Genomic DNA, 14036 nt, shown 5'->3' with positions numbered 1-14036 from the left:
TGTCGCCCAGACCAAGCCTGCCCCTCCGCAGCGCCGCGGCAACGCGTGACAGTGCCTCTTGACGGACCTCATACGCTTCCGCCACCCGTGCGTATGAATCACGTGAAGAGTGGCCGGTCCGGCGTATGGAAGGCGCCAAGGATGCTGGCGGCCGCCCGGTGCGCCTCCGACGCTGTCCTCACTTTGCTCATTCGGAGGGAACGGCGACATGGCCATACACACAGGGAAACCGACCGCGGCTGCTCAGGGGCCGGGCCAGGAGGAGCCCCCTGATACGGGCGCGGTTGGGGCGGGGGACCGGCACAAGCTGACCGCCCTCCAGGGCCTGGCCGCGCTGTCGCTCGACGCGATGGCGTCCGTCGCGTACGGGCCCGAGTCGATCGTGCTCGTGCTGGCCGCGGCCGGCGCGTACGGGCTCGGCTTCACCCTCCCCGTCACTCTGGCGATCGCCGCGCTCCTCGCCGTACTGGTGGCCTCGTACCGGCAGGTGATCGCCGCGTTCCCGGACGGCGGCGGCTCGTACGCCGTGGCGAAGAAGCACCTGGGCCGGCCTACGAGCCTGGTCGCCGCGGCCTCGCTGATCCTCGACTACGTCCTGAACGTCGCGGTGTCCGTCACCGCCGGCGTGGCTGCCCTGACCTCGGCCTTCCCGGGTCTCCACGGCGAGCGCGTCTGGATCTGCCTCGCCGTCCTGGTCCTGGTCACCGCCGTGAACCTGCGCGGGGTCGTCGACTCGGCCAAGGCCTTCCTCGTCCCCACGGCCCTCTTCGTCGGCTCGGTCCTCGCCATGATCGTCGTCGGGCTCTTCCGTGACGGCCCGGCCAGCACCGCCTCCGCCGCGGGGCATGCCTCCGCGCTCGGGGAGGGGGCCACGACCGTGGGTGCGCTGCTGCTGCTGAAGGCCTTTGCCGCCGGCTGCTCCGCCCTGACCGGTGTCGAGGCGGTCGCCAACGCGGTGCCGTCCTTCCGCGCCCCGGCCGCCCGCCGGGCGCAGCGCACCGAGGTCGCCCTCGGCGCCCTGCTCGGCATCATGCTGATCGGCCTGTCGGTCCTCATCGGCCGCTTCCACCTCCAGCCGGTGGAGGGTGTCACCGTCCTCGCCCAGCTCGCGGACGCTTCGTTCGGGCACAACGCGGCCTTCTACGTGGTCCAGTTCGCCACCATGGTGCTGCTCGCCCTGGCGGCCAACACGTCCTTCGGCGGGTTGCCGGTGCTCATGAGCCTGTTGGCGCGCGACAACCATCTGCCGCACTTCTTCGCTCTCAAGGCCGACCGGCAGGTGCACCGCCACGGTGTGGTCTGGCTGGCGCTCGTCTCGGCGGTCCTGCTCGTCTTCTCGGGCGGTGACACCAACACCCTCGTCCCGCTCTTCGCCATCGGCGTCTTCGTCGGCTTCACCATCTGCCAGGTGGGCATGGTCCGGCACTGGAACGCCGAACGCCCGAAGGGCTGGCAGACCAAGGCCGCGCTCAACGGCCTCGGCGCCCTGCTGACCGGTGTCTCGGCGGTCGTGGTCACCGGCACCAAGTTCACCGAGGGCGCTTGGATGATCGTGCTCGCCCTGCCGCTGATCGTCCTCGGCTTCGGATGCGTCCACCGCGCCTACGCGGAGATCGGGGAACGCCTCGAACTCGGCCGCGTCCCGCAGCCGCCGCACCGGGCCCGGTCGCTCGTCGTGGTTCCCGTCTCCGGGCTCTCGAAGCTGACCTGCCAGGCCCTCACCGCCGCCCGCTCCCTCGGCGACGAAGTCCTCGCCGTCACCGTCACCCACCCCGCTCCCGAGGACCGGCGGACGACCGAAGCGCTGCGCAGGGACTGGGAGTTGTGGAACCCGGGAGTCGAGCTCGTCGAGGTCGCCTCGGACACCCGCTCGCTCGGCCGCCCGGTGTCGGAGTACGTACGAAAGCTCGCGCAGGCCCACCCCGGCGCCCAGGTCACCGTGCTCATCCCGGAGACCGAACCCGCCCACCTGTGGCAGCGGATGCTCCAGAACCAGCGAGGCTCCGTCGTCGCCCACGCCGTACGCCGCGACACCGACGCCGTCATCTGCCGCCTGCGCTTCCGGATCACCGACGGCGCACGCTGACGTGCCCTTGACGGCGGCTTGACGCGTCTCGTGCGCCGCCGTCAAGACGGTGCCAATTCCCCGGCCCACGCGCCGAATTCCGGTGGAACGGGCAGTAGTTTTCTGCCCGTTCCACCGCCGGGGATCCCACGTCACGCGACGAGCCGGAGGGGGTCCCACAAGGGACGGATCCCCGGCGGTGCACACCTCTCTCCGGCTGAGCCGAACCCACCAGAAGGTCTCTCCATGCCTCCCGCCGCCACCCGGCAGGTACCTCCCGTCCCGTCCCCGTCGCAGGCGCCGGTCAACCGGCCGCCCAGAAGACGCCCGGCCGGACCGCTGCTGCCGGAGTCGATACGGCCGGCGGCCTCCTTCCGCGAGGCCGTACGCAAGCTCCACCCCCGTGAACTGGTCGGCAAACCTGTGCTGTTCGTGGTGGCCGTCGGATCCGTACTGACCACGCTGTCGGCGCTCATCCACCCGTCCGTCTTCACCTGGGTGATCAGTGTCTGGCTCTGGTTGACGGTGATCTTCGCCAACTTCGCCGAGGCCGTCGCCGAGGGCCGCGGCCGGGCCCAGGCCGAGTCGCTGCGCAAGGCGCGTACGGACACCGTCGCGCTGCGGCTGCGGCACTGGACCTACGGCATGAACCTGCGCCAGGCCGAGACCGAGGCCGTTGCCCCGAGCGAGCTGCAGCCCCTGGACGTCGTGCTGGTGGAGGCGGGGGAGCTGATCCCGGCCGACGGCGACGTCATCGACGGCGCCGCGGCCGTCGACGAATCCGCCGTCACCGGCGAATCGGCGGCGGTGATCCGGGAGTCCGGCGGCGACCGTTCGAGCGTCACGGGCGGCACCACCGTGCTCTCCGACTCGATCGTCGTGCGCGTCACCTCGCGCCCGGGACACAGCTTCATCGACCGCATGATCGCCCTGGTCGAGGGCGCCACCCGGCAGAAGACACCGAACGAGGTCGCGCTCAACATCCTGCTGGCCGCCCTCACGGTCGTCTTCATCCTGGTCGTCGTCTCGCTCCAGCCGATGGCCGCCTACGCGGGCGCCGCCCAGACCACCACCGTCCTCGTGGCCCTCCTCGTCACGCTCATCCCCACCACCATCGGCGCGCTGCTCTCCGCGATCGGCATCGCGGGCATGGACCGCCTCGTCCAGCGCAACGTCGTCGCGATGAGCGGGCGCGCGGTCGAGGCCGCCGGCGACGTCGACACCCTCCTCCTCGACAAGACCGGCACCATCACCCTCGGGAACCGCGAGGCCGCCTCCTTCATCCCGCTGCCGGGCATCGACCACATCAAGCTCGCGGACGCCGCCCAGCTGGCCTCACTGTCCGACGAGACTCCGGAGGGCCGGTCCGTGGTCGCCCTGGCCCAGCAGTACGGGCTGAAGGCGGTTGCCGAGGAAGACCTGAGCAGCCCGCGCTTCCAAGCGTTCAGCGCCCGTACGCGCATGAGCGGAATCAACCTGAGCTGGGAGAACGGAGCCGGCTGCGCCATCCGCAAGGGCGCGGCGGCCCAGGTGGCCGCATGGGTGACCTTGCGCGGCGGGACCGTACCGACGGAGGCCCTGGACTGGTCCAACGGGGTCTCGGCCTCCGGCGGAACACCGCTCCTGGTGGCCGTCCACGACTGGGACGGACCCCGGGTCCTCGGGATCATCCACCTCAAGGACGTGGTCAAGGAGGGGATCCGGGAGCGCTTCGCGGAGCTGCGCGCCATGGGGATCCGTACGGTCATGGTGACCGGCGACAACCCGCTGACCGCCAAGGCCATCGCGCAGGAAGCCGGGGTCGACGAGTACCTCGCCGAGGCGACCCCCGAGGACAAGCTCGCGCTCATCAAGCGGGAGCAGGCCGGCGGAAAGCTCGTCGCGATGACGGGTGACGGTACGAACGACGCCCCGGCCCTCGCGCAGGCGGACGTCGGCGTCGCGATGAACACCGGCACCTCGGCCGCCAAGGAGGCCGGGAACATGGTGGACCTGGACTCCAACCCGACCAAGCTCATCGAGATCGTCGAGATCGGCAAACAACTCCTCATCACCCGGGGGGCCCTGACCACCTTCTCGATCACGAACGACGTCGCGAAGTACTTCGCGATCATCCCGGCCATGTTCACCGCGGCCTACCCGGGACTCGAAGCCCTCAACATCATGGGTCTGAGCAGCCCGACGTCCGCGATCACCTCCGCGATCATCTTCAACGCCCTGATCATCGTCGCCCTCATCCCGCTGGCCCTGCGCGGCGTCCGCTACCGCCCGGCCTCCGCCCACGACTTGCTGCGCCGCAACCTCGCCGTCTACGGCCTCGGCGGCCTGGTCCTGCCCTTCGTCGGCATCAAGCTCATCGACCTGCTGGTGTCCACGATCCCCGGGCTCGGCTGAAGTCCGCCAAGACGGCATCAGGGGGTCATCAGGGAGCTTGAGCCTTGACTCCCAAGGCAGTTGGATGGATGGCGTGAACATCGGTCAGCGCCACGACGACCGGCCGCCGCATCCGGCGCCGCCGGGCAAGCGCCCTGTTCGCCTCTGCCGTCACAGCGCCTGTTGATTCTGGCGGCAAGCGCCTCGGCCGCGCAGGCGGCCAGCCGCGCACCCGCATGTGCGCGCACCCCCGTACGCAATACGGATACGGGATCACACTCCACCGCACGACTGCGCCACGGCCTCCTCGGCCGCCCGCCGCCGTGCCCGTCCCCTGGACCACTCATGCCTTCGTTCCTGTCCGGCCGGGCCGTCATGGTCACCGGTGCCACTTCCGGCATCGGCTATGAGACCGCCCGCCTGCTCGCCGAGTGCGGCGCCACCGTCCTTCTCCACGGCCGCACCCCGGACGAGGCCCGGGCTGCCGTGAAGCGACTCCTCGCCACCGCCGACATCGACGCGGAACTCCTGCGTCCGTGCGCGGCGGACTTCACGCGGCTCGACGAGGTCGAGCGGCTCGCCAACCGGGTCGTCACCGGGCACCAGTACCTCGACGTCCTGGTCAACAATGCCGCTGTCGCCGCCCCCGAACGGCACACGGTCACCCCCGACGGCAACGAGCTCGCCTTCCAGGTCAACTTCCTCGCCCACTACCTGCTGACGCACCTGCTGGAGCCGGTGCTCACCACCGACCCGGGCGGGCGCGTCGTGAACGTCTCCTCCTCCATGCACCGCACCGCGTCGATCATGTGGAACGACCCGAACCGCACGCGTCGGTACTCGCGGCTCGCGGCGTACGCCCAGTCACGGCTCGCGCTCACCGTGTTCGCCGCCGACCCCCGTGTCACCGCCGTGTCCGTCAACCCGGGCGTCTGCGACACCGCGCTGATGCCTCTGTACGGACACGAGGGCGCGACCCCCGCCGAGGGCGCCGCCCACGTGGTGCGGCTCTGCGATCCGGCCGTCGAGATCGTCAACGGCGCCTATTACGACCGCAGCGAGCGGATGGAGCCCGCCGCCGGCGCGACCGAGGAACGCACGGTCAAGCGGCTGAACAGGCTCGCCGACCAGCTCGTCGGCCACTCCGTCTGACGGGGTCCGCGCACAGTCCAAGCGCCCACCTCCGAGCGCGCAACTCCCATCCCGGCCGTAAGGCCGGCCGGCGCCGACGCTCACCGGCGCCGGTTCCCCGCGGGGGCGGCCCACTGCCCCGGGTCGCCCCCGCCCCGCTTCCCTCTTCGACCTAGGCGGCGTCCGTCGTGATCGAACTCCTTCCCTCCCGTCTGCCCGCTCTGGCCCGCTGGTTTCCCGGCGGGGCTCCCGGTGTCGCGGCTCTCCCCGAGCACGTCATGACCACCGGGAGCGGCCGCTGGTGGGCGGACCGTGCCGTGGACCCGAGGGTGATCGCGGTCTCCAGCGGGGACCACGTCCTGCTGCGCGGGGACCCGGGCGCACTCGCTCCCGGTGCCCTCGCGCGTTTCGCGGGCAGCTACGTCGAAGCCCCGGCCCGCTTCCTGCCCGTCCTCGGCAACGGCTTCCAGCGCGTCGATCCGTGGGAGCGCCTGGTCTACGTACACCAGGCGCCCGCCATGCCGGCCCGCCCGGCGCACGGCATCACGGTGCGCCGCCTGACCCCGAAGGACGCGCCGGCCCTCGCCGCTCTCGGACCGGAGGCGGCCTGGATCCACAAGACCTGGGGCGGCGCCGAGCAGCTCGCGTCCTCTGGCCTCGGCTGGGGTGCCTTCCACCGCGGCCGCGCCCTCTCGCTGGCTTGCACCTACTTCCTCGGCAGCCGGCACGAGGACGTGGCGGCCCTGGCCGACCCCGGCCACCGTCGTCAGCACCTCGCCCTCGCCTGTGTCACCGCCCTCTGCGGGGACATCGCCGCACGCGGCCGCACACCGAGCTGGACCTGCTCCCGCGACAACCGACCCAGCCGACTCCTGGCCTGGTCGGCCGGGTTCCGCCTGACCCGCGAGTACGTCCACTACGCGACCGGCCCCGCCCGCCGTCCGGGGTTCGGCAGCCGGGCGGAGGCGGCGTGAGTCTTTACGCCAACGCCTGACCGGCGAACCCGGGTCAGCCGTTGCGCCGGAAGGAACGGTGCTCCTGCGGTCCGGGCTCGTGGAGCCCGATCCACACGAAGCCGTCGCCCGACTTCCGGACCTTCCCGATCGCTTCGCCGGGCGGACGGTTCCCCGTCTGCCGTACGCCGTCGAAACACGGCGGCCTGCCTTCGGCAGAGCCCTATCGCCGGCCAGTGTGCCGCAGCCGGAGGCAGGCCGGACGTGCCGTATGGGGGTCGTCAAGGTCGCGCCACGCGCCGTATGGACGTTGTCAAGGAGTGCCGGGACGGCCGGGAATCCGCTGTTTCCTCGACGTGACCGTTCATGAGGTACGACAGGAAGGCGGCACGCCGATGACCCGGGTGCTGGTGGTGGATGACGAGCCGCAGCTCGCACGGTTGCTGGTCATCAATCTGAAGGCTCGCAAGTACGACGTGGAGTGCGCGCAGGACGGGGGCACGGCCCTGGACGCCGTGGCGTCCCGTCGCCCGGACGTGGTGCTGCTCGATCTCGGGCTGCCCGACATGGACGGCATTGACGTGATCAAGCGGCTGCGCGTGTGGTCGAAGGTGCCCGTCCTGGTGGTCTCTGCCCGCCACGGCTCCGAGGAGAAGATCCAGGCCTTGGATGCGGGCGCCGACGACTACATCACCAAACCCTTCAGCATGGACGAGCTGCTGGCCCGGCTGGGATCCGTCGCCCGCCGCACACTGGCACACGGCTCGGTTGGCTCGGTCGGCGCGGATGAAGCGGTCGTGGAGACCGAGGAGTTCACCGTCGACCTGCTGGCGAAGAAGGCCAGGCGCCGGGGGCAGAGCATCAGACTGACGCCGACGGAATGGCACCTGCTGGAGGTCCTGATCCGCAACCGCGGCCGGCTCGTCAGCCAGCGCCGTCTGCTCCAGGAGGTGTGGGGTACCTCGTACGGAACGCAGACCAACTACCTGCGGGTGTACATGGCCCACCTCAGGCGGAAGCTGGAAGCGGACCCGTCGCACCCGCGCCACCTGATCACCGCTCCCGGCATGGGGTACCGCTTCGACGCGTGAGGGCAGCGAAGACGACAGGGCGGCGCCGCCTCAAGGCCCGTCGATTCCCCGGCGCCCGCGATGGACGACCTGACGGAGATGCTGAGGGCACGCTCGAAGGGTGCGTGCTCGAGATCATCGACCGCGAGGAGACCTACGGGTACGCCATCACCAGGGAATGGAAGGCGTTCGAGGCCCGGGCCGAGGCCCTGCCACCTCTTTGCCCACGGTGACTTCACCGGCCGCAACCTGATGCCGATCCTCGACTCCGCCCTGGGCCTGCTCGAAGCAACCTCGGCGGACGGGCAGAGCGTCCACGAGGTGCTCGGCGACGACATCCGGGGCTTCTGCACGGTGCTGGCCGGTGGAGAAGGGGCTCGCACCTACCGCGACCGGTGGCGCGAGCAGTTGAACAGGAACGTCGCGAAGAAGCTGAGCCGGCTGGGAGGCTGACGTGGGCATCCAGGACATCATCGAAGGCAAGAAGCAGTGGCGGGCGCACACCGCCCGGGTCAAGGAGCTCCCGCCGGACTACCAGATCGTCTACAGGGAGATGCAGAAGTACCTGTTCAAGGTCGGGCCGGTCGACCTGCCCGACGGACCCCTGCTCCCCGGGATCGTCGACTTCTTCGAGGAGGGCGTCGCCGCGGGCAAGGGGGTCCTGCAACTCGTCGGCGACGACGTCGCCGCGTTCTGCGACGACCTGGTCAAGGACTCACGCACCTATGCGGACGTCTACCAGGAATCCCTCAGCGGGGCCCCCGGGACGGCCGGGCAGTAGCACCCGTCGCCCCGTGCCGCCTCAGGCCAGGGCAGGCCGAGGTGGCACGGGAACTCCGCGCCGTTCCTGACTGTAGGGAGATCTGCGTGCCCGGTGTCCCTCGCCACCAGACCGAGGTGCTCTTCGACCACGGGGTGGCCGGCGTCGGGGATGACGTGCAGTTCGGTGTCGAGGATTGAGTGGACCACCGGGTAGAGCCTTCACGCGGGCAGGAAGGTGTGCAGTCGAGCGCCAGGTATTGCAGGCGCGGGTCGGGGATGGTGACGCAGGCGATGTCCTCGTAGGCGCTGCCGAGAACGCGAGAGGGATTCCGGTCCGCCCAGGTGTGGTGGATCCGGCTCATCGCCGGCGGAAGCGCGGCGAGCGCGTGGATGTCCCGCGCATCCAGCCGCGTACGGTCACGCCCCGCGGCGGCCGAGCGGCCGATGCGGCGGAGCGTCTGACGTGCACCATGCGTTGCCGGGGCGAGACGTGGTCGAAGGCCGTCCTGATCAGCGGGAGGATCCGGCCGGTTGCCTCGATCTGGCGGTCGGTGAACCGCGCGAGGTCTCTCGCCGTCAGTGCCTGCGGGTCTCCGCACAGGAGTACATGGTCCCCGCATTCGGCGGCGATGGCGCGCGGCTGGATGACGCGGTCCGCTCGCCCGCGGCCGGTATCGGTGGTCAGGGCGTGCTCGGTGAGAGCGGACGGGCCGGGGGTGTCTGTGGGAAACCAGCCGGCGAGGGCCGGGAGCCGGGTTGATCATGATTCTTCCTCGGGACACGGATACGGGGCGGCCCCGGTCGCAGGGCCGCCCCGTGGAGTTGGTTGCCGGTCAGCAGCAGGGTTTGCTGCCGTGGTTGGAGCCCTTCCTGCGGCGGGACCTCTTCTTGCGGGCGCGCTTGGACATGTCCGGTGATCCCTTCAGGCCGTGTGGCCGACGAGGAGGTCGGCGAGTTTGTTGAGGCGCTTGATCGTGCGGTCGTCGGTGGCGGCCGCCGCCGGGGCGACGCGCTCGTCGCGGTCGTAGTAGGCGCCGTTGACGATCTCGGTGGCCGGATCGCAGAGCCGTACGACGTGCGCCGCGCCCTGGGAGGCGGAGTCGCCCTCGTTCCCGTACAGGGAGAGCAGGCCGGTCTCGCAGATCCCGGGGTGGATGGAGACGGCGGTGACGCGCGGGTCGGCGGCGAAGACGGTCAGTGCCAGCTGCGACTGCGCGTAGGTGGCGAGGCGCGAGTAGCGGCGGATGCGCTGCGGGTCGTTCCACTGGATGGCGGCGGTGCGGTGGAGCGAGGAGGAGACGTTGACGACCCGGCCGCCGCGGTCGGTGGTGAGGGCGGCTCCGAGGAGGTCCGTCAGGAGGTAGTGGGCGAGGAAGTTGACCTGGAAGGCGATCTCGTTGCCGTCGGCGGTGAGGGTGTGGCGCTCGGGCGCGGCGATGGCCGCGTTGTTGACCAGGACGTCGAGGCGCGGGTGTTCGCGTACGACGGCGTGGGCCAGGTCCTCGACCTCCTCCAGGCGGGCGAAGTCGGCGGCGAGCGGGCGCACGAGGGCGCCGTCGATTCCGGCGGTGGCGATGAGCCGGTCGGCGGCGGCCTGGGCCTCCTCGGCGGTGCGGCCGTGGAGGAGGACGACGGCGCCGCGTTCGGCGAGCTGACGGGCGGTCTCGTAGCCGATGCCGGAGGTCGCTCCGGTGACGAGGACGGTACGTCCGGACAGGGTTGAAGGCATGTCGGATTCCTGGATGCTGGAAGCGGGCATGGCTGACGAGCCCGGCGACCCGGCACGTGGCGGGTGTGGGCTCGGCTCATGCGGTGATGTGATGCGTACGGAGCCCGGCCCGGCTGTTTGCGCCAGGCCGGCGGCAGGTACGTGGATGACGCGCGGCCGGTGTCAGAAGGCCGGGCGGACAGCGTGCGCCGTCGGCTGCACCGGATTCGGTGGCCGATCGTCGTAGCGCGGACCGCTGTTCATGCCTTCATCCCAGCGGATCCGGGCCCGGCGGACAAGATCCTGAACGGGTCCTTGACGGCCTTCTGACGTGGGCCGGGTGACGGGATCACGGCCATGTCCGCACGTCGTCAGGGCCGCGTCAAAGATCGACGGCCATGCGGAAGGAACGCGTCAGGAAGTGTTGTCGCGGCCCTCGGCCTTGCACAGACTGATGGTGCGACGGAGCCGGTTGACGGACCGGCGGCACGCGGCTTGAGGGCGGTGACCTGAACACCGCCGACGAAGCGCATGGTCCCACCGTGGGGGTACGGGCCGATGCGACCGCGTGCCGGTCAGCCGTCGCACACCACATGAGCCGTCCGGCTCCCGGGCGGGGGATACCGGGGCCGGACGGTTCGCGTGGTTCCGAGGGCCGGGCTACGTGCTGCCCTGCACGTCCTGTCTTGCCGACGGCGGCGAAGGCGGGACGACGCAGTCGGCGTGGCCACCGCCTCGGGCGGATTTCGTCGGGTTGGTGTCAATTGCCCGTATGAACCCTTGAATGCTGCCCGGCACGGCAGTTGGATGGACGACATGGACCTGGGTCAGCGCCACGACGAACGGCCGCCGGCATGGCGGAGCCGTGCCGGGGTCACGCCGACGTCGCCGAGCGCGTGCCGCGCTGACTTCCCGGTGCTCCGGCGCCGTTGGAGACCCTGCGGGCGGCCGTGGCGACCACCGGCCGCCCGCAGGTTCCTCACCACCCCCTGACCACGGCCTTCCAGGCCGGCCGGCGTCGATCCACACCTCGCCGGCTCCCTCGCGGGGGCGGCCTCCGTCCGGGCCGCCCCGCCCTCCGTCTTCCGCTCTGCGAGGAGGCACACACGTGCTAGAGCTCGGTCCTTCCGGACTCTCCACCCTCGCCCGATGGGTTCCGGCCGGTGCGCCAGGAGTCGCCGCCCTGGCCGAGCACGTCCTGACCATCGGCATCGGGCGCTGGTGGGCCGACCGGCCCGTCGCACCCCGGGTCGTCGACGTCTCGTACGGCGACCGAGCCGTCCTGCGGGGCGACCCGCACGAGCTCCCGAGCACCTTCACCTCCCTCGCGGCGAGCTGCTTCGAGGTTCCGGAACACTTCGCACCGGTGATACGCGCGGCCTTCTCCCAGGTCGAGCTCCGGGAGTGGATGGTCTACGTCCAGGAGGCGCCCTCGCTGCCGGGGTGACGGATTCGCGGTGTGGACGTACGGAGGCTGACCGCCGACGATGCCCCGGTACTGGCCGGGCTCCCGCCCGAGGCGTCCTGGGCACACGCGACATGGGGCCGGCCCCACGGGATCGGGGGCAGCCTGGGGTGCCTTCCAACACGGACGCCTGCTCGCGGTGGCGTGTACGTACGGCCTGGGGAGCCGCTACGAGGACGTTGCCGTCCACACCGACCCCGGCCGCCGCAGCCAGCATCTGGTGCTGGCCTGCGTGAACGCCCTGTGCGAGGACACCGCGGCTCGCGGCCGGATGCCGAGCTGGTCCTGCTTCCGGCACAACCGGACCGGCCGGCTGCTGGCCTGGCAGGCGGGGTTCCGGCTGCAACGGGAGTACGTCCACTACTCCACCGGGAGGGTGTGCGTTAAGGACGCGTCAGGATTGGCTCAAGTGCGGGCATAAGTGATCAGGCTGCGTACGCTTGCTCAGCCGTCGACGTCGATGGCTGACTCTTTGCCGTACGACAGGAGCCCACCACGATGGCCACCCCTGCCCGCACGTCGCGCCTGCGGGCGTGGATGCTGGAAGGCTTGACCGCCGAGAACAGTTCGCCCGCCGCCAAGGAGGCGGCGGCCCAGCCGCACGGCCGTCCGTGGTGGCGGGTCATGTGCCTGACGGGTCTCGACTACTTCTCCACCCTCGGCTACCAGCCCGGCATCGCGGCGCTGGCGGCCGGACTGCTGTCGCCCCTGGCGACCATCGTGCTGGTCCTGCTCACCCTTTTCGGCGCGCTGCCCGTCTACCGGCGAGTCGCGGAGGAGAGCCCGCACGGCGAGGGCTCGATCGCCATGCTGGAGAAGCTGCTGTCGTTCTGGAAGGGGAAGCTGTTCGTCCTGACCCTGCTCGGGTTCGCGGCGACCGACTTCCTCATCACCATCACCCTCTCCGCGGCCGACGCCACCGCGCACCTGGTGGAGAACCCGCACCTCACCAGCACGCTCCACGGTCACGAAGTACTGATCACCCTGATCATGATCGCGCTGCTCGGAGCGGTCTTCCTCAAGGGGTTCAGCGAGGCCATCGGCGTCGCCGTGGTCCTGGTGGCCACCTACCTCGGCCTGAACGTGGTGGTCGTGGCCGTCGGGCTCTGGAACGTGATGTCGGAACCGCACGTCGTCACCGACTGGACGACCGCGCTGACCACCGAGCACGGCAACCCGTTCATGATGATCGCCATCGCCCTCATCGTGTTCCCGAAGCTCGCGCTCGGCCTCTCCGGGTTCGAGACCGGTGTGGCGGTCATGCCGCACGTCAAGGGCGACCCCGAGGACACCGAGGCGAAGCCTGCAGGCCGGATCCGTGGCGCGAAGAAGCTGCTGACGACCGCGGCCATCATCATGAGCGTCTTCCTGATCTGCTCCAGCTTCATCACCACGCTCCTGATCCCGGCCGACCAGTTCAAGCCGGGCGGCGAGGCCAACGGACGCGCCCTGGCCTACCTGGCGCACGAGTATCTGGGCTCCGCTTTCGGCACGGTCTACGACATCTCCACGATCATGATCCTGTGGTTTGCGGGCTCTTCGGCGATGGCCGGCCTGCTGAACCTGATGCCGCGCTACCTGCCCCGCTACGGCATGGCCCCGCACTGGGCCCGCGCCCTGCGCCCCATGGTCATCGTCTTCACGCTGGTCGCGTTCCTGGTGACCTGGATCTTCAACGCCGACGTCGACGCGCAGGGCGGCGCCTACGCAACCGGCGTCCTGGTCCTGATCACCTCGGCGGCCGTCGCCGTGACCATCGCCGCCCGCCGGGCCGGCGAGCGCGGCTGGACCATCGCCTTCGGCGTCATCTCCGCCGTTTTCATCTACACCACGGCCGTGAACGTCGTGGAGCGCCCCGACGGCGTGAAGATCGGTGCCTGCTTCATCGCCGGCATCATGGCCCTCTCCCTCCTCTCCCGCCTCGCGCGCGTCTTCGAGCTCCGCGTCACGGACGTGGAACTGGACGACATGGCGCAGCGCTTCATCCGCGACACGTCCAACCGCACGATCCGCTTCATCGCCAACGAGCCCGACAACCGGGACCTCGACGAGTACCGCCAGAAGAAGGAACAGATCCGCGCGGACAATGACATCCCGACCGGCGACGACGTCATGTTCGTCGAAGTCACCGTCCTGGACGCTTCCGAGTTCGAATCCGGGATGCGGGTCCGCGGCGAAGTGCTCCACGGCCGCTACCGCGTCCTGACCCTGGAGAGCTCCAGCATCCCCAACGCCCTGGCGGCCTTCCTGCTCCACGTCCGCGACGAGACCGGCCAGCGCCCCCACATCTACTTCGAGTGGACCGAGGGCAACCCGATGGCCAACTTCCTGCGCTTCTTCCTCTTCGGCCAGGGCGAAGTCGCCCCCGTCACCCGCGAGGTCATCCGCGAGGCCGAACCCGACCGGGCCCGCCGCCCCCACGTCCACGCCGGCTGACGTCAGGAATCCGACAGGAATCCCGCTGGGTCCTCGACTGGAGGAGGATCCAGCGGGATTCTCACTGGTGTGA

At 70.5% G+C, this 14036-nt stretch carries 10 protein-coding genes and 1 pseudogene; 10 read left to right on the top strand and 1 reads right to left on the bottom strand.

Annotation, left to right across the window (positions count from 1 at the left end):
• The first annotated feature begins 208 nt into the window (after window positions 1-208).
• From ACE1OC_RS03975 to ACE1OC_RS03945, 7 genes and pseudogenes are all read left to right on the top strand, one after another.
• Window positions 209-2086 (top strand): APC family permease, encoded by a 1878-nt coding sequence (locus ACE1OC_RS03975; protein ID WP_407835826.1) that lies wholly within the window; start codon window positions 209-211, stop codon window positions 2084-2086.
• 225 nt (window positions 2087-2311) lie between these two features.
• Complete coding sequence (gene kdpB, locus ACE1OC_RS03970; RefSeq protein ID WP_407835825.1) at window positions 2312-4459, top strand: potassium-transporting ATPase subunit KdpB; 2148 nt, start codon at window positions 2312-2314, stop codon at window positions 4457-4459.
• Between the two features lie 324 nt (window positions 4460-4783).
• Window positions 4784-5590 (top strand): SDR family NAD(P)-dependent oxidoreductase, encoded by an 807-nt coding sequence (locus tag ACE1OC_RS03965; protein WP_407835824.1) that lies wholly within the window; start codon window positions 4784-4786, stop codon window positions 5588-5590.
• Between the two features lie 167 nt (window positions 5591-5757).
• Complete coding sequence (locus ACE1OC_RS03960; RefSeq protein ID WP_407835823.1) at window positions 5758-6543, top strand: GNAT family N-acetyltransferase; 786 nt, start codon at window positions 5758-5760, stop codon at window positions 6541-6543.
• Window positions 6544-6917: 374 nt separating this feature from the next.
• Window positions 6918-7613, top strand: a complete 696-nt coding sequence (locus tag ACE1OC_RS03955; RefSeq protein ID WP_407841474.1) for a response regulator — start codon at window positions 6918-6920, stop codon at window positions 7611-7613.
• A 60-nt stretch (window positions 7614-7673) separates the two neighbouring features.
• Window positions 7674-8042, top strand: a pseudogene (locus ACE1OC_RS03950) (hypothetical protein); the annotation flags it as partial.
• 4 nt (window positions 8043-8046) lie between these two features.
• Window positions 8047-8373: a DUF1048 domain-containing protein gene (locus tag ACE1OC_RS03945; RefSeq protein ID WP_407835822.1), complete on the top strand. Its 327-nt coding sequence runs from the start codon at window positions 8047-8049 to the stop codon at window positions 8371-8373.
• 903 nt (window positions 8374-9276) lie between these two features.
• Here the strand turns inward: ACE1OC_RS03945 and ACE1OC_RS03940 are convergent.
• A complete protein-coding gene (locus ACE1OC_RS03940) occupies window positions 9277-10083 on the bottom strand; it encodes an SDR family NAD(P)-dependent oxidoreductase (RefSeq protein WP_407835821.1) in 807 nt (268 codons plus the stop codon).
• A 1087-nt stretch (window positions 10084-11170) separates the two neighbouring features.
• Here ACE1OC_RS03940 and ACE1OC_RS03935 point away from each other — a divergent pair.
• The 3 genes from ACE1OC_RS03935 (at window position 11171) to ACE1OC_RS03925 (ending at window position 13963) form a co-directional block, all read left to right on the top strand.
• Window positions 11171-11509 carry a hypothetical protein gene (locus ACE1OC_RS03935; RefSeq protein ID WP_407835820.1) on the top strand — a complete coding sequence of 113 codons (339 nt, stop codon included), beginning with the start codon at window positions 11171-11173 and terminating at the stop codon, window positions 11507-11509.
• 157 nt (window positions 11510-11666) lie between these two features.
• On the top strand, window positions 11667-11948 hold the full coding sequence (locus tag ACE1OC_RS03930; protein ID WP_407835819.1) for a GNAT family N-acetyltransferase: 282 nt from the start codon (window positions 11667-11669) through the stop codon (window positions 11946-11948).
• A 77-nt stretch (window positions 11949-12025) separates the two neighbouring features.
• Window positions 12026-13963: an APC family permease gene (locus ACE1OC_RS03925; protein WP_407835818.1), complete on the top strand. Its 1938-nt coding sequence runs from the start codon at window positions 12026-12028 to the stop codon at window positions 13961-13963.
• The last annotated feature ends 73 nt before the right edge of the window (window positions 13964-14036 follow it).

Source organism: Streptomyces stoeckheimensis (assembly GCF_045822005.1).
Lineage (GTDB): Bacteria > Actinomycetota > Actinomycetes > Streptomycetales > Streptomycetaceae > Streptomyces > Streptomyces stoeckheimensis.
This window is presented reverse-complemented; position numbering and strand designations above follow the sequence as displayed.